Annotated in this window: 12 protein-coding genes; 10 read left to right on the top strand and 2 right to left on the bottom strand. The window is 50.2% G+C overall.

Going from position 1 to position 16,183, the window contains the following annotated elements:
* Window positions 1-38 precede the first annotated feature (38 nt).
* A complete protein-coding gene (locus tag ADU23_RS01740; RefSeq protein WP_063845926.1) occupies window positions 39-938 on the top strand; it encodes an AraC family transcriptional regulator in 900 nt (299 codons plus the stop codon).
* Here the strand turns inward: ADU23_RS01740 and ADU23_RS01735 are convergent.
* Window positions 925-2,619, bottom strand: coding sequence for a LamG-like jellyroll fold domain-containing protein (locus ADU23_RS01735; protein ID WP_082310962.1), 1,695 nt, complete (start codon window positions 2,617-2,619; stop codon window positions 925-927). The two genes, ADU23_RS01740 and ADU23_RS01735, sit on opposite strands and share 14 nt — an antisense overlap.
* A 223-nt stretch (window positions 2,620-2,842) precedes the next feature.
* Here ADU23_RS01735 and ADU23_RS01730 point away from each other — a divergent pair, with 223 nt between their 5' ends.
* The 6 genes from ADU23_RS01730 (at window position 2,843) to ADU23_RS01705 (ending at window position 10,030) form a co-directional block, all read left to right on the top strand.
* Window positions 2,843-3,637 (top strand): DeoR/GlpR family DNA-binding transcription regulator, encoded by a 795-nt coding sequence (locus ADU23_RS01730; protein ID WP_053372167.1) that lies wholly within the window; start codon window positions 2,843-2,845, stop codon window positions 3,635-3,637.
* 347 nt (window positions 3,638-3,984) lie between these two features.
* Window positions 3,985-4,842, top strand: coding sequence for a histidinol-phosphatase HisJ (hisJ, locus tag ADU23_RS01725; protein ID WP_053372166.1), 858 nt, complete (start codon window positions 3,985-3,987; stop codon window positions 4,840-4,842).
* Window positions 4,843-4,852: 10 nt separating this feature from the next.
* Window positions 4,853-5,776 (top strand): ABC transporter permease, encoded by a 924-nt coding sequence (locus ADU23_RS01720; protein ID WP_053372165.1) that lies wholly within the window; start codon window positions 4,853-4,855, stop codon window positions 5,774-5,776.
* A 76-nt stretch (window positions 5,777-5,852) separates the two neighbouring features.
* Window positions 5,853-7,559 carry an extracellular solute-binding protein gene (locus ADU23_RS01715; protein WP_053372164.1) on the top strand — a complete coding sequence of 569 codons (1,707 nt, stop codon included), beginning with the start codon at window positions 5,853-5,855 and terminating at the stop codon, window positions 7,557-7,559.
* Window positions 7,560-7,639: 80 nt separating this feature from the next.
* Window positions 7,640-8,548, top strand: a complete 909-nt coding sequence (locus tag ADU23_RS01710) for a carbohydrate ABC transporter permease (protein ID WP_053372163.1) — start codon at window positions 7,640-7,642, stop codon at window positions 8,546-8,548.
* A gap of 15 nt (window positions 8,549-8,563) precedes the next feature.
* The gene (locus ADU23_RS01705) at window positions 8,564-10,030 is read left to right on the top strand and encodes a leucyl aminopeptidase family protein (protein WP_231637287.1); all 1,467 of its coding nucleotides are present in this window, start codon (window positions 8,564-8,566) and stop codon (window positions 10,028-10,030) included.
* Between the two features lie 58 nt (window positions 10,031-10,088).
* On the opposite strand, the gene uraA is transcribed toward ADU23_RS01705, so the two are convergent.
* Window positions 10,089-11,390, bottom strand: coding sequence for a uracil permease (uraA, locus tag ADU23_RS01700; protein WP_053372162.1), 1,302 nt, complete (start codon window positions 11,388-11,390; stop codon window positions 10,089-10,091).
* 141 nt (window positions 11,391-11,531) lie between these two features.
* Between uraA and ADU23_RS01695 the strand changes: the two genes are divergently transcribed.
* From ADU23_RS01695 to ADU23_RS01685, 3 genes are all read left to right on the top strand, one after another.
* Complete coding sequence (locus ADU23_RS01695; protein WP_053372161.1) at window positions 11,532-11,960, top strand: NfeD family protein; 429 nt, start codon at window positions 11,532-11,534, stop codon at window positions 11,958-11,960.
* A gap of 6 nt (window positions 11,961-11,966) precedes the next feature.
* Window positions 11,967-12,896, top strand: coding sequence for an SPFH domain-containing protein (locus ADU23_RS01690; RefSeq protein ID WP_053372160.1), 930 nt, complete (start codon window positions 11,967-11,969; stop codon window positions 12,894-12,896).
* A 237-nt stretch (window positions 12,897-13,133) separates the two neighbouring features.
* Entirely contained in the window at window positions 13,134-16,142 is a 3,009-nt protein-coding gene (locus ADU23_RS01685; protein ID WP_231637570.1) for a carbohydrate-binding protein, read from the top strand.
* The last annotated feature ends 41 nt before the right edge of the window (window positions 16,143-16,183 follow it).

Raw genomic sequence — 16,183 nt, 5'->3', positions numbered from 1 at the left:
AACTTATAGGACAAAATGGACATTTTGGAGGAAATGCATTGGAACTGCTCAGCTTGCGAAGCAACAGCTTATACCAAATAGATGAAGCGCTTCCGTTTGCGGTTTATACGGCAGGAACGGAGATCCAGACGCCAATTACCCGCTTGGGAGGATTCTCGGCGAACCAACTGTTTTTAACCTTTTCGGGCAGGGGTAGATTTCGTATGCCTGGGCAGGATAAATGGGACATCCTACAGCCGCATATGCTGCTGTATATACCGGCCGGCAGGCCGCATGAGTATATGCCGGAGGGCGATGAGCCTTGGTATGTCGGATATGTAACCTTCGTTGAGAAGGAGGCTGGGCTGCTGGCTGGCTGGGGTTTCGGGGGTGATTCGTTTCATTGCCCATTCAAGGAGAAAGAGCGATTATATAAGCTTTTGAAAAAAATATGGTCTTTATCAGGGCCGCAGCATGATGATTGGGCCGCGACGGAGTTTTTATTTGCCTTTTGTCTAGAGCTGAAGAAGCAGCTTCAGCCTAATTCGAAGGTACCTATATCAACGCTCACAGGTCAAACGGAAGGTGCTGCCCATCCCATCGTTGATGTTACCGTTCGTTTTTTGCATGATCATCTGGAGCGCCATATTACGATGGATGAGCTTGCCGCACATATCGGTTATTCGCAGAAGCATCTCACCCGTCTGTTTAGAAATTCGCTGCAAATGACACCGCTGCAATATTTGCAGCAATTACGTCTAAGTACAGCCGCGTTACTGCTCGCCGAGCAGCCGAATCTGACGATCCGGCAGGCGGCGTCTTATATTGGAATGGAGCCGGTTTATTTTACTCGATTGTTCCGCAGGGTTTACGGGATAACGCCTTCCGAGTCACGAACAGCATCGGACAAGGAGAAGGAAAGGAAAGGGGCGCAAGCGCAGCCTCTTAACGAAAATTAAACCTGCTTTGAAAATGCCACGGCACTTCGAAATGGTCGTATTCGCCGGTCAGATATTTGAAGTCCGGGTAGGCTAATGGACGCTTGGCAAAATGCTCGACCCATGGCGAATAAGTGCGAAAGTATATCCGGCCGGCGGCTTCGTCGAATTCCGCCAACCGCATCCAGCCATTCCCGCCGCGATATTCACTCTGGTAGTTGACCAGCAATTGAATGACATCATGCCCGTACCGATTCTGCTTGATGCGATGAGCCGTGTTGAAGTAATGGCCGTTAACCGTCATAAAAATCTGATCATGGCTGTCCACGAGCTGCTGCCAGATGAAGCTGCCGGTCTCGGAGTCAACCGGCAGCCTCCGTCCGCCGCTCATCGTCCAGTCCAACATATCATGCGAGACGAGAATGGTTGGGAGCTTGCTGTTCTCGCTTAGCATATGCTTCGCCCAGTCTAAATCCTCTTTGACATGAAGCATGTCCAGCATGAGGAAAACATATTCATAGGAGCCGGCGGCAATGACCGCACACGAGCTGTAGCGTGAGGGAGAGAAGCCTTTGCAGTACGTTTTATGAGCGAACCTTTCAGGACCGTAATAATGAAGGTAAGGGTCTCCGATTCCGTAATCATGATTGCCGGCTGTCATCATATAGGGCACATCGCTCTCATCGAGCAAGGAAATTGCTTCATGGGATCTTTGCCACTGCGCAGCATCACTGCTGCCGTCAACGATATCGCCTACGAAGGCGGTCATCGCGATTCGTTTGCCGTTGCCATGCTCCGCAGCCCAAGCCATCTGGGCAGTGAACATTTCCGCGTTGTACTGTACCATTTTTTGAGCGTCGGGAATAAACAGAAATTGATAGCTTGCGGCTCCAGAGAGGAGCGGGATCGCATCATTGGTTCCTTGCAGATGCTGCATTTCTACAGGGCCAGTCAGCCACTCCTGCGGGGATAACGCTCTCCCTGTTATGCGTATCTCCTTCAAGCTTCCGGCAAAGCACTGCTCAATCTCATTCGCCCATTCGGATGCCCCGACGTTCCAGCCTTTTCCCGCAACCGCTGCGATTCCATTCGTGATTTGATCGGTAAGCCGGAAATCACAAATGCCATTTACATATAGAGAGGTTAAATGACCGTCATTCACTGCTGCGACATGCAGCCATTCGCTACTTTCTATGCACCGCGACCAATGCGTGATCGGATAGGAGGAGCGAGAGTCGAAGCTGACCCATTGAAATTCCTTATTGTTCGATACCGACAATGTAGCAAGCAGGCCGTTCTCCCCTTGTCTGCCTAGCTCGGCGCCTTGTCCCTGCCTCGTTAGAATGCCCATCCAGCTGTGCTGTTGCTCGTCGAAATGCTCAGGCAGCTTCAAAATGACCTCGATCGTGTAGCCTTCCTCGAATACAGCCTCATTCAAAGGAGAGCCGCTGGCCGTTTGGAAATAATGCCGCACAGCATTGTCTTTCCGATTGTTGAATTGGAGCGAACCGCCATCGGATGACCACTGCAAGATATCGCGGGCATAAGGCTTAGTCTGATCGCCGATAGAGGCGAGCTGCAAAGCATTCCCGTTGCCGCTTAAATCCTCTAGTATTAGGCTGGCGTCTTCTATCGAACCGGAATTAATGCGCGATTGGGCAAATTGCCAATGGGCAAGAGCTTCTATAGGGAAGTTCTTCATATTAATCACTCCTATAATCGATAATGCAACAAAATCAAACATAAACTCACTGCAACCAATCATATAGCTGTACTGTTTTCTTGATGTTAAAACAAGAGCTATCAATTGTAAATAATGCGTTTATTAGTTTACAAGCGGTCTGCTCGTGCGTTAGAATTAAAAACGGAAATCCACAAAAATCCACAATATAAAAACTAATAATCGATAAATGAGGTGCGTACGAGTGTCGGTCCTGGCGGAAGAGCGCAAGCAAACGATTATCAATCTATTGAATTCGGAAGGGAAGGTCAGAGTCGTTCCACTCGCGGAGCAATTTAACGTATCACCCGAAACGATTCGAAGGGATTTGGACGTTCTAGAGAAGGACGGGCTGCTGCGCCGCGTATACGGAGGAGCGACAAAGCCGCTGTTCCAGACATCCGAAGCGCCTTTTACGCAAAGGCAATTTAAGCTGGTCAAAGAAAAGGAAGCGATCGGGCGCTGCGCGGCAGCGTTGATCGAAGATGGAGATACGATTGCGATTGACGTTGGGACGACAGCGCTTGAGCTGGTCAAGGCGATTACGGGAAGAAGACGGCTGACGGTGCTGACGAACAGCGTATCCGTCGCGATCGGTCTGATGGACGGCGTAAACCAAGGCAGGTTTAGCGGAAAGATCATTTTGCTCGGCGGAGAGCTTAATCCGGAGCAGCAGTCAATCAGCGGCTCCATTTGCGAGAGGACGATGCAGCAGTTCCGCGTCAGCAAAGCGTTTTTGTCGTCAGGCGGCGTTTCGATGCCCGGCGGCATCAGCGATTACGATCCGGACGAGGCATCGATGTCGCGTATTTTCGCGCAGACGGCGGAGCGGGTTTATGTATTGGCGGACCACTCCAAGCTTGGCGTCATCTCGTTCACTCATATGCTGTCCTTTGAGGAAGTTGACTCGGTCATATCCGACAGTCCTTGCCCTGAGGGCTGGGCAGAGCATCTTGCGGAAAACGAAGTCGAATGGATAGAAGCTCCCGTAATCGATTAATGGTTTTAATAAAATAGATGGAATAAACAGAAAGAGCCGTACGGCGCATAACGATGCGCGTATGGCTCTTTTTTAATGTGAGATCAAACATTAATAACAGGCAAACAGACATTTTTACATTTGCGAAAGATAAGAGGAAATGTTTGGTCGACGTTGACCGAACGTTGATAAAACGTTGATAAATCAATGAATTTTAACGCTGTCTTAACAAAACATAGATTGTTTATTGAGATTGTGTTAATGTTTGATCAAACATATTGTCAAATGACAACTAACATTATACGATGTGATTGTCTCTCGTATGCGAGGCCAGCAGAAGGGCAGACAACACCAAAAGGAGCAGAAAAATGGTATTAAAATGGGATGGACACACACACACGAATTTTTGCCGCCACGGCAGCAGCTCGAGCATGGAGGAGTATTTGGAGCAGGCGATCCGGCTCGGATTTCAGCGATACACATTCAGTGAGCATCCCCCGCTGCCAGCAGGATACATCGACGATCTTCCGCTGATGAATCAGCTGGCCATGAAAGAAGAAGAACTGCCGCTCTATTTTGACCAAGCAAGAAAAGCAAAGGAGCGCTATGAAGGCAGAATCGAGACGACGATTGGGCTCGAGCTGGATTATTTGCCCGAAGACCCTGATTTTGCATTACGGTTGGTCGACAAATACGGAGAGCGGCTAGAGGATGTTGTATTTTCGGTTCATTACTTGCCTGGAATCGGAGGCAACCAGTGCATCGACTACACGCCTGAGACGTTCATGGACAAGCTGATCAAGTATTACGGCTCAATGGACAAGGCTGCAGAAGAGTATTACAACCATGTCGAAGCGGCTATTGAATGGGCAGCCGACCTACCGTGCCGCAAAAGAATCGGACATATCAATTTGATTGAGAAATTCCGCCTTGCATTGCCGGAACTGGACGAGACACTGGTCACGCGCAGACTAAACTGCATTTTGCCGAAGCTTGCAGCTGCTGGAGCTGGCGTAGACGTGAACACGGCAGGATTCCGAAAGCCAACCTGTGAAAGAGCCTATGTGCCGGAATGGTTCATGGGCGAATGCTTGCAGCGCGGCATCCCGCTCGTATTCGGCTCGGACTCCCATAAGCCGGAAGAGGTTGGGTCAGGCTGGGATTGGTTTGAGAAAACAGTGGCACAAGCGAGTAAACGTATTGGTGAAAATTTAGAGAAGAGGTGACTGCACCCTCATGAACGCGAGTTCGGCAGCCAAGCAGCTAAGAAGAATTGCTACTCATCGTTATTTGTACATCATGGTTCTGCCTTGCCTGTTGTTTTTTGCAATATTTAATTACATCCCGATGGCGGGACTTCTTCTCGCATTTAAAGAGTACAAGTTCAACACGACCATTTTTAACAGCCCGTGGGTCGGAATGGAATATTTCAAAAGGTTTTTTGACGATTATCAAAGCGGGCAGCTCATTCGCAATACGCTCGTTATCAGCTGCATGAAGCTTTTGCTTGGGATGCCTTTTCCGATATTGCTGGCGCTCATGTTCAATGAAGTGAGAAGCAAGTGGTTTAGGGGACTGACACAAAGCATTATGTACTTACCGCATTTTCTGTCTTGGGTCATTATCGTAGGTTTGATGCAGCGGATTTTTGCGCCGGAGATCGGAATCGTTAATGAAGTGATCAAATGGTTCGGCGGCGACGGCAGCACTTTTTTTGCGATGGATGCCAAGTATTTCTACCCGATGATGTTCTGGAGCTACATCTGGCAGACGATTGGCTGGGGCTCGATTATCTATTATGCGGCAATTACCGGCATTAACCCGAATCTATTCGAAGCAGCCAAAATAGATGGAGCAAACAAATGGCAGGAAATTCGCTACGTTACGCTGCCTTCCATTATGCCGACAATCGTTATCGTGTTTATCCTCTCATTGGGAGGCATTATGACTGCGGGCTTCGATCAGCTTTATTTGATGAGAACGCCGGGCAATATGCATCTCTCCGACGTGTTGGACACGTACATTATCCGCGTCGGTATTCAAAGCGCGCAATTTGGTTATGCGACGGCAGTTGGTCTTATGCAAGGCTTGATCGGATTTGTGCTCGTCGTTCTAGCTAACCGGGTAACCCGAAAAGTATCGGACAATTCGTTATGGTAAAGCAAGTATTCCTTCGGAGAAGCGTTTAACACGTTTTTCATAAATCAGACAGATAGGAATGGGAGAGAGATCATACATGAAAAGATGGAGTAAGCTGCTCATTACACCAATTGTTGCTGCTTTGCTGCTAGCGGGCTGCTCGGGGAATGGGAACAATGAACAAGCAAACGCTGGGAACTCGAAGGATAATTCGGCAGCAGGCAAGCCGGAGACTTGGATTGCTGATCGTACGATCAAAGGACTTGTGTTTATGGACAGCGACATCGACACTGAAATGAACCCGGAAATTGCAGCCGAGCTTAAGAAAAAGACAGGCATCACGCTTGAAATGCAGGCGGTTCAGGGAGGTGATTCCACCGAATTGCTGGCAGCCGGCATCGCTTCTGGCGATCTGCCCGATTTCATCGCGTATTATTTGGACAACAGCGGGCGTCCTGAGATGGCGGTCATCCTGAAAGCGGCAGCCGAAGGAATGTTTACGGATCTAACGCCTCTATTTAAAGATACGAAAATATACAGCAAGTATATGGAGGAAGGATACCTCCCGAAGGATACGAAATACGGCTCGATGTTCCGTCCTGAATTCAATGGATCATCCTACCTTGCCCATATGAATATTTGGCGCCAGCCAGGCTACAACGTCCGGAAATATGTTGCAGGCCCGTATATCCGCAAGGATATTGCCGAAGCGCTAAAAATCGATCCAAGAGAAATTCGCACGACGGAGCAGTTCTACGAGCTGGCCAAGAAGATTAAAGCTGGCGGCTTCAAGGATAAAAACGGCAAGGATGTATACCCGATTGGTCCTGACTACCACGGCGGCAGGGAAGACAGCTCGCTGTACGCCGACCTTGTATGGGGGGAGAACGATCAGCTCATTAAACGCGATGCGGATGGGAAAATCGTTCACGAGAGCCAAACGGAGTATCCGATGAAGCGGGTCGCGTACATGCAGAAGCTTTTGAGTGAAAAACTGATGGACCCTGAGTTCTTCACAATGGAAGAGACACGGGCAACAGAAGGCGCCCTGAACGGCTCCTACGCCATCATTGGCATGCACAACTATATGGATTTTAACAAGGACGAGCATTATTTGCCGATGGGACCGATGAACACGACTGATGGTCCTTATCAAATGATGGTACCGTATAAAACGGCTTACGGCGCATGGTCGATTCCAGCAACGACTGAGCATCCGGAGGAAGTCGTGAAATTCGCTGATTTCCTAGCTAGCCGCGAAGGAAAGCTGCTCTGGCAGTACGGAATCGAAGGAAGAGACTATACGCTTGACGAGAAGGGAAATCCCATCGTGAAGCAAGAGGTGCTGGATGTCGTGAAAAACGATCCGGATCAAGGGAAAAAGCTGGGCTTTGAAGTGGCGGGCAACACTTGGGGAGAGCCGCTTGGTGCAACCGACAAAGATCAATTGGTTGATTTTGGTGAAATGTTCTACGGCGATTCCGTTAATCCAGAGCTGAATGCTGCTCCGGAGAGAATGGCGGAATACTGGGGCTGGGACAAGCTTCGCAGCAATGCCCGCCTGGTGGATGGATACAGGCCATTGTCGTTCCTTTCGGTTTTTGCGAAGGGCGAGCAATTGCAGGCGGCTCTTGATAATTACAAGGACAGCATGATCAGAGCTTATTACACCAAATCTTTGGATGAAGCGAAAAAAATCGTAGATTCCGCCTCGGCACAGCTTAATGCCGCGGGATTGGATGAATATTTGACGCTTATAGACCAAAAGGATAAAGATGTAAAAACAAAGCTGATTATGCAATAAGTTGAGGAGCGGGCGCCTTCTTCCGAAGTTGGCTGAAGGCGCCCCTTCTTCCTTTACGCAGCTAGAGAGGATGACCATCGTTGAACGAAACGTATAAATTATCTCCGGGGGAGAAGGCTTTTCGAATCATCAATGCCTTGCTTCTAATACTGTTATGCTTGACTATCATTCTTCCTTTTCTTAATGTAATCGCGCTTGCTTTCAATGAGGGCAAGGACGCTGAGCAAGGCGGCATTTACTTCCTGCCGCGCGCATTGTCGCTCGAAAACTTTGAAGAGCTGTTTTCTTCCGGAAATATTATGCAGGCTTTCTTCATATCTATGTTCCGTACAGTTATCGGCACGGTGGCTAGCGTCATTTTTACCGCGATGGCGGCTTACGCTTTGAAGAGCAGAACGATGCCGGGCGTCAAGCTGTTCACGATGGCTATCTTTTTCACCATGCTGTTTAACGGCGGCTTGATTCCGTATTATATCCTGTTAAAAGATATCCATTTGACCAATTCAATATGGGTTTATATTATTCCATCTCTGTATAGCGTTTGGAATATTTTGATCATGCGGACGTTCTTCCAGCAGATTAGCGGAAGTCTTGAAGAGGCTGCCCGAATCGACGGCTATAATGATTTTGCAATTTTTTGGCGGATCATCATGCCTCTCAGCAAGCCCGTAGTCGCCGTTATTAGTTTGTTTAATGCCGTCAGCCATTGGAACGATTGGTTTACGGGCGCATTTTTTGTGCGGAATGCAGATTTGAGGCCTTTATCTACTTTACTTCAAGAGATGTTGACCAGGCAGGAATCGCTGAAGCGGCTGCTGACCAACATGGCAAGCGGCGCCAATCTCGATATGCTGGATAGAATGCATGTAACCGGCAATTCGCTCAAAATGGCGACGATTGTTATCGTAGTGACGCCAATCATTATGATTTATCCGTTTATCCAGAAGTTTTTTGCAAAAGGCGTGATGATCGGTTCTTTGAAAGAATAGGGAGGAGGAAATGATATGAATGCTATGCCAATCTTTAAGCTAGGCCAGGGCGGTGCGGGCCGGGTGATTATATTTCCTGTCTTTAAAGATAGCTTCGAGCAAGCGCACAGCGGAGGGCTGCTGGCCTCGTTTCTTGAAAAGCATGAGCCGCGTAAGCGGATGGGCGAGCGTGGAGAAGTAACATGGTTCTACGGCCACGGCGAGCAGCCTCATTATCTGTTCGTTGGCGTGGGCGAGAGAAGCCAAAACGCCGCATTCCGTATAACCGAAGCAGCCGGAACCGCTGGACGAGCGGCGGAGCAGGAAGGACTGCAATCGGCGGTTATCTCCTTTGAGGCGCTTGGCAAACGGAAGGACGAGGAAGAAGAATCCTTCGTTGCAGCATGGGTGGAAGGCTGGCTGCTTGGGACGTATGCCTTCGATCGCTACCGTTCGAAAAAAACGCATCGCTCCGTAACGGCTATTTTGATCGAGGCTGAGCGTAAGGAGAGTCTGGCCGAAGCGGTTCGCCTTGGAGAAATCAGGGCGCAAGGCACGATGCTGGCCCGTGATCTGACCAACGAGCCATCGAACGCGCTTACTCCGCTTAAATTTGCCGAACGCGTTCGCGAGCATTTTGAGGGCGTAGAGGTTAGTGTCGATATTAAAACGGGTGAAGAGCTGGAGCACCTCGGCATGGCTGGCCTTCCCGCCGTCGGCCGCGGGAGCATCAATCCGCCCGTATTCATGGATCTTCGATATTGCAGCGATCCGGCAAAACCGCTTACCGTTCTAGTCGGCAAAGGGATTACCTTTGATACAGGCGGCATTAGTCTGAAGCGGGACAACGACATTAGCGATATGCGAATGGATATGGCGGGTGCCGCTGGCGTAATCGGCGCCTTGAGCATTATCGCGGCGCGCGGCATCCCGGCGAACATTGCCGTGTTGGTTGCGGCAGCGGAGAATGTGCCGGATGCCAATGCATTACTGCCAGGCGAAGTGCTTCGGTATGCGAACGGAACGACCGTCCAAGTCGGCAATACCGATTCGGAAGGACGGCTGGTGCTGGCGGATGCGCTTGTGTACGCGGGTCAAATCGGCGCTCAGCGGGTTGTCGACATGGCAACGCTAACCTATTCCTGCGTAGGCGCAATCGGCTCGAAATTAGCAGGCATTTGGGGAGACGATAGGCTGGTGCAGGCGATCCGAACCGCAGGCGAAGGTGTTGGAGAAAAATTGTGGCAGCTTCCACTTGTGGATGAATATGAAGACTATTTGAAAAGCGATTATGCCGATATTTGCAATATTAGCCGTGTTGGCGAAGCCGGAGCGATTACCGCCGCTTTGTTCCTTCGCAAATTCACAAGCCCTTCGTATAAGTGGGCTCATATCGATATGAACGGATTGAAGGAAGCGTCAGGCTGCAGTGGCCATTTGGTTATTGGCGCAACCGGATATGGCGCTAGGCTGCTTGCCGAGTGGGTTGCTAGCGACGTCTAAAGCGCAGTTATAAACTAAGCAAAGGGGAGCCTTCTGAGAGGCTCCCCTTTCCTATGCTTTAATGGCCTGAAGCTTCATGGTCATTGGATATTTTAAGTACATCAAACACTTTAAACAGGAGGCTAAGCAGAATCGCAACGACAGTTGCGAGTGCCATTCCGGACAAAGAGAAATCGCCAATCGTAAGAGTCACGCCGCTAAGGCCCGTAACAAGCACGACGGTTGTTAGAAACAAGTTGGTTGGCTTGCTGTAGTCCACCTTCGATTCTACGAGCATCCGAAGGCCGGAAGCGGCGATAACGCCGAACAGCAGCAAGGAAACGCCGCCCATAACCGGTCCTGGAATCGCGGAGATGAGCGATGAAAATTTTCCTGAGAACGAAAGCACGATGGCAATGAGGGCCGCCCCTCCGATAACAAAGGTCGAATACACCTTCGTAATCGCAAGCACGCCGATATTTTCCCCATACGTCGTGTTAGGCGTGGAGCCTACAAACCCGGATAGGATGGTAGAAATCCCGTTGCCCAGCATGGAGCGGTGAAGGCCGGGGTCCTTCGATAGATCTTTGTCTACGATGTTGCCGGTAACGACCAAATGCCCGATATGCTCGGCGATGACGACAAGCGCCGCAGGCGCAATGGCAATGATCGCCGTCCACTCAAACACAGGTGTGGTGAAATGCGGCAGCTGCACAACACCGCTCGCTGCAACGTTGCTGAAATCGGTAAAGCCCATGAAATAAGCGAGAACATAACCGGTTACGATACCGATCAGAATCGGAATGATGCGCATGAATCCGCGGAACAGTACCGAGCCGAGCACCGTTACGGCAAGGGTAACCGTCGAGAGCGCTACCATTTTAGGGTCAGGCGACCATGCCGCAGTAGAGGAAACATCCGTAGGCCTAATCCAGCCAGCCATGCGTGCTGCGACCGGAATAAGCTCTAAACCGATAATCGCGACGATTGCACCCATCGCTGCAGGTGGAAATACAACGTTGATCCAGCCCGTCCCGGCTGCTTGAATGATAAGCGCAACGACCGTGAAAATGACGCCCGATATGATAAATCCGCCTAGAGCAGCCGCATAGCTGCCGCCAGATGCATGATCACCGATAACGGCGCCTGCTGGCGCGAGAAAGGCAAAGCTGGAGCCCAGATAAGCCGGAATTTTGTTATTGCATATCCAGAGATAAAGCAGCGTTCCGATTCCGTTCATGAGCAAACAGATTGCCGGATCGACGCCGAGTATATTCGGAACAAGCACGGTTGAGCCGAACATGGCAAAAAGATGCTGCAGGCTAAGCAGAAAGCTTTGCAGAGCTGGAGGCCTTTCGTGAACCCCAATAGCGTTTTTCATGAGAATAAGCTCCTTCAATATGATAGGTTGTCTATTTTTGACCCTTGTCGATTCTACATAGTCAGCATCGGTTTGGCAAGTGTTTTCTTATCATACGATTGACATCTACGAATACATTAATGAAGAAGGGGAGGTGACAGGATGGAATTGTGGGTGATCTGGCTCATTCTCGCTGGCATATTGGTAGTCGTGGAGATGCTAACGCTTACGTTTTACTTGCTGTGGCTAGCCATCGGGGCAGCGGTTGCTGCTGTCATTGATTGGATTTGGCCGGGCTCCTTTGTGCTTCAGCTGGTTGCTGCCTGCATCATTGTTCTTGTGCTTACGGTCTTTACCGGGCCGATCGCTAGACGTTTTCACTCCTCACGCGGCTATAAGGATGTCGTGGACGAGCTGGTCGGCAAGCAGGGTATTGTGCTGGAGCAGATTGCGGCGGAAACGCCCGGCATCGTCAAGGTAGGAAATGAAACGTGGAGCGCAGTGTCCGCCGAGACGCTGGAAAAAGGAGATGCAGTAGTCGTCGTTAGTCGTGGAAGCGCAGTGCTCCAAGTTGAAAAATGGGGAGGCTAATGGTTAATGGGTATAATTGTAGCGATCATTTTGCTGGCTATCGTCGTTGTGTTCGTTGCTTTGTCGATCAAAATCGTCCCGCAGCAAAGAATAGGCGTCGTTGAGCGTCTAGGCAAGTTCAATCGGCTGCTGACGCCTGGCGTCAACATCCTGATTCCGATCATCGACCATGTCCGGACGTATCATGATTTGCGCATTCAGCAAGCGAATGTGCCGCCGCAGACGGTCATTACAAAGGATAATGTACAGGTGAAAATCGATACGATTATTTTTTATCAGGTGACGGGCCCAGAGCAGGCAACCTACGGCATTTCCGATTATGTATACGGGGTACGCAATATTAGCACGGCCACGATGCGGCAAATTATCGGCAAAATGGAGCTTGACGAGACGCTGTCCGGACGCGAGAAAATCTCATCCGATATTCGAATCGCGCTTGACGAAGCGACCGAGAAGTGGGGCGTGCGCATCGAGCGTGTAGAGGTCATCGACATTCAGCCTCCGGTCGATATTCAAGATGCGATGGATAAGCAAATGAAAGCGGAGCGAAGCAAACGGGCGATGGTGCTTGATGCGGAAGCGGCGAAGCAGGATATGATTTTGCGGGCAGAGGGCGATAAGCAAAGCAAGATTTTGAAGGCAGAGGGCGATAAGGAAGCCCGTATCCGCCAAGCGGAGGGGCAGCGCCATGCCCAAGAGCTTGAGGCGCTCGGGGAGGCAAAGGCGATCCAAGCGATTGCCGAGGCGGAGAAAAACCGGATCGAGCTTATCCGCTCCGCCGGCCTTGATGAGAACGTGCTGACGTACCGCTCGCTCGAGGCGCTCTCCGATATTGCTCAGGGCGCGGCGAATAAGGTGTTCATTCCAACTAGAGCGGTCGAGACGCTTGGCAGTATTGGCGCAATTGGAGAAATGCTTAAAGCAAGTAAAGGATAAAGCTTTACAACCAAATAGATGCCCCATTTGCGGCTGTGGCTGCTTTGGGGCATTTTTTTATGGCGCTGCAAGGAGTTGCGATGAGGGGGCGGAGAGAAGAAACTAGCGAAAGTTAGTTGGTTTGGAGTACGAATCGTAACATTCTTGGCTAGTTCTGCCATTTGATCGGCTTTACACTGATTTAAGAAAGCGCTTTATAAATGAAACGAGGCAGAGGAGGAAATGATGTTGAGCAAGATGAAATTCGGGCGAGGCTTGATCGTTATTTTAGCATTGGTTCTGTTATTTGGGGCGGCAATGAACGTTCCTAATGCGCAAGCCGAGGACCAAGCGGGGGCTGTGAGCTATTCCTTTGAGGCTGAGGCAGCAGGCAATCTGCTGAGCGGCAAAGCGGAAATTAAAAATTGCGAGGCGGCTGTTGGCTGCTCAGGCAATCAGCTGGTTGGAAGCCTTTGGGGAGGCTCGGCGCTGCAATTTAATGGTGTAAATGTTGCCGCCGCCGGTGTTTATACGATGACGGTGCATTATATTTCCGGCGATCCGAGATCGTTTGCCGTTTTGGTGAACGATGGGACTAGCGACCGCTATGATCTTCCGAAAACGGCGGATTGGAGCACACGGGGCAGCTACGAGATTGAGATTCCGCTTAAGGAAGGCAATAATACGATCCGATTCGATGACGAGAGCGGCTATTCCCCCGACATCGATAAAATCGATTTGCGCTTATCGGATGGAGGAACAGATCCGGGCGAGCCGCCGGTCGGCAGCGGACAAGTCTATGAGGCGGAAGCGCCAAGCAACCAGCTTACAGGAAATGCTGCGGTACGTGCTTGCAAGGCGGAAACCGCATGCTCGGAAGGGAAGAAGGTAGGCGATATTTGGGGCGGTTCAACGCTGCAATTCAATCAAATAAACGCGCCTTCCGAAGGCAACTATACGTTAAAGATCAGCTATATCTCAGGTGATCCTAGAGCTGTATCGATAAAGGTGAACGGCGGCGAGCCGGAAGCCTATTCTTTACCGCAGACTGCAAACTGGGACACAACGGGCTTGTATACGATCGAAGCCAGGCTGCAGGCAGGCAGCAATACGATTCTGTTCGACGATAACGGAGGATGGTCGCCGGATATAGATAAAATTGAAGTGATCGGCTCGGAGGCGCCAGGCGAGGAGCCGGGTGAGGTTGGAGAGATCGGCAATATCGGCGCGAAGATCGATTCTGCCAAGTATGGCCCGATTAAGGTGGAGGAGCATAAGTCGGGCTTGATCTTGTCGAACGGCGAATACAAGCTGACTTACAACACGAAATCCGGGCTTGCGGCATACGAGTGGAACGGCAAGACCATTGCCAACGGCGTATACAGCAGCATCATGCTGGATAAACAGCTGGACAGCAAAAGCTACGCTGAGCATCTGTTCGCGATGAAAAAAATCGAGAAAATAAAAGACGGCCATGGCAAAGGCATTCGGGTAACGATTGAAAACAAGCAGGCAGGCCTGCCGACGATGAAGCAGATTTATCACATTTATGAGAATCTGCCATACTTCTTGGTGAGTCAACAAGTGGTGAGCGATTCTGCGCTTAGCACGAATGATATCGCACCGCTTGTTGTAAGCAACAAGGGCGGCATCGATATCGGCAGCTATTCGGACAATAGAGTGCTTGTTGCTCCGTTTGATAATGACGCGTGGTCGAGATACCAATCGCGTACGATTAATACAAGCCTGAACAATAATAACTATGTCAGCTCCGAATTAACGGCGATTTACGACAATACGAGCCGCAGCGGCCTTATCATCGGTTCGGTTACCCATGACAATTGGAAAACGGGCATTTTTTGGAGCGGCTCGGATGATCGTTTGAACAAGCTGAAGGTATATGGCGGGTTCTCATCGTCTACCTCAACGCATGATACGATTCCTCACGGCAAGGTGACGGGAACGACGATAACATCGCCGCAAATTCTCGTAGGCTACTATGGGGACTACCGTGAAGGGCTGGAAAGCTTTGGCGAGGCGAATGCGGCGGTTGCGGCACCCCTTGAATTTGACCACGGCGTTCCAAAAGGCGTGCCGGTGGGCTGGAATAGCTGGGGCGCATACGAGAGTGACCTGAGCTACGATAAGGTTGTTGCCGTTTCCGATTTCTTTAAGGCGAATTTGCAAAAATCCTCCTTCGCAAATAAAGGCGACGTCTACATTAATATGGATTCCTATTGGGATAACCTGACCGAGCAGCAGCTTAAGCAAGCCGTCAAGGTCATTAATAAGAACGGACAGAAGGCAGGCATTTACTATGGTCCATTCGTCTATTGGGGCGATAATATGGATCAGCCTGTCGAAGGCACGAATGGAAAATATACGTACGGCGAAATCATTCTGCGTGACCAAAGCGGCAATCCTTTGCCGAAGGTAGACGGCGCCTATGCGATTGATCCGACCCATCCTGGCTCGAAGCAGCGGATCGAATATTATTTTAATCGCTTCATCGATTACGGCTTTACGTATATCAAGATCGACTTTCTAAGCCATGGCTCCTTCGAGGGCAAGCACTTTGATCCGAAAGCGCAAACGGGCATTCAAGCTTACAATCAAGGAATGGCGCATATCAATAAGGTGCTGGGCGGCAAAATGTTCATCAGCGCGTCGATCGCGCCGTTGTTCCCGAGCCAGTATGCTCATGCAAGGCGCATATCATGCGACGTTGACGGGACGCTCTCCAAGACGGAATATCAATTAAACAACCTGACCTACGGCTTCTGGCAAAATGGAACGATCTATCCGTACACGGACCCTGACTATATGACGCTCGTGAAGGGCGGCTCGTTCGATGCAGCGCAGACAAGAGTCAATTCCGCCGTCATCTCCGGTACAGTATTTATGAATTCCGATGATGTAAACAATCCGGCAGCGCAGGAGCTTATGAAGAAGCTGCTGACGAACAAGCAGGTCAATGAAGTGGCGCTCAAAGGCAAAGCTTTTAGGCCGATTGAGGGCAATACCGGGACGGGTGCCGCGGATATGTTCGTCATGAAGGACGGAGCGGATTATTATGTCGCGGTGTTCAACTATACGAATGAGCCTGCAACCAAGACGTTAGATTTCAAACGCGCAGGCATACCTGCAACTTCTAAAACGAAGGCAACCGATCTCTGGACGAATAAGGCCAGCGATATTACAGCAGGACAATTGAAGGTAGAATTGAACGGCGCGCAGTCGAAGCTATTCAAAATTAAAGCCAAATAAATTTTAAAATCCCCCGGGCGGAAGCAACGACGCTGCCCGGG

Source organism: Paenibacillus sp. FJAT-27812 (assembly GCF_001273905.1).
Taxonomy (GTDB): Bacteria; Bacillota; Bacilli; order Paenibacillales; family Paenibacillaceae; genus Pristimantibacillus.
This window is presented reverse-complemented; position numbering and strand designations above follow the sequence as displayed.

Bases quoted from the DNA above. Each gene is read 5' to 3' on its own strand.
- ADU23_RS01735 (WP_082310962.1), bottom strand. From the start codon at position 2,619: ATGAAGAACTTCCCTATAGAAGCTCTTGCCCATTGGCAATTTGCCCAA.
- hisJ (WP_053372166.1), top strand. From the start codon at position 3,985: ATGGTATTAAAATGGGATGGACACACACACACGAATTTTTGCCGCCAC.
- ADU23_RS01720 (WP_053372165.1), top strand. From the start codon at position 4,853: ATGAACGCGAGTTCGGCAGCCAAGCAGCTAAGAAGAATTGCTACTCAT.
- ADU23_RS01715 (WP_053372164.1), top strand. From the start codon at position 5,853: ATGAAAAGATGGAGTAAGCTGCTCATTACACCAATTGTTGCTGCTTTG.
- ADU23_RS01705 (WP_231637287.1), top strand. From the start codon at position 8,564: ATGAATGCTATGCCAATCTTTAAGCTAGGCCAGGGCGGTGCGGGCCGG.
- uraA (WP_053372162.1), bottom strand. From the start codon at position 11,390: ATGAAAAACGCTATTGGGGTTCACGAAAGGCCTCCAGCTCTGCAAAGC.
- ADU23_RS01695 (WP_053372161.1), top strand. From the start codon at position 11,532: ATGGAATTGTGGGTGATCTGGCTCATTCTCGCTGGCATATTGGTAGTC.
- ADU23_RS01690 (WP_053372160.1), top strand. From the start codon at position 11,967: ATGGGTATAATTGTAGCGATCATTTTGCTGGCTATCGTCGTTGTGTTC.
- ADU23_RS01685 (WP_231637570.1), top strand. From the start codon at position 13,134: ATGAAATTCGGGCGAGGCTTGATCGTTATTTTAGCATTGGTTCTGTTA.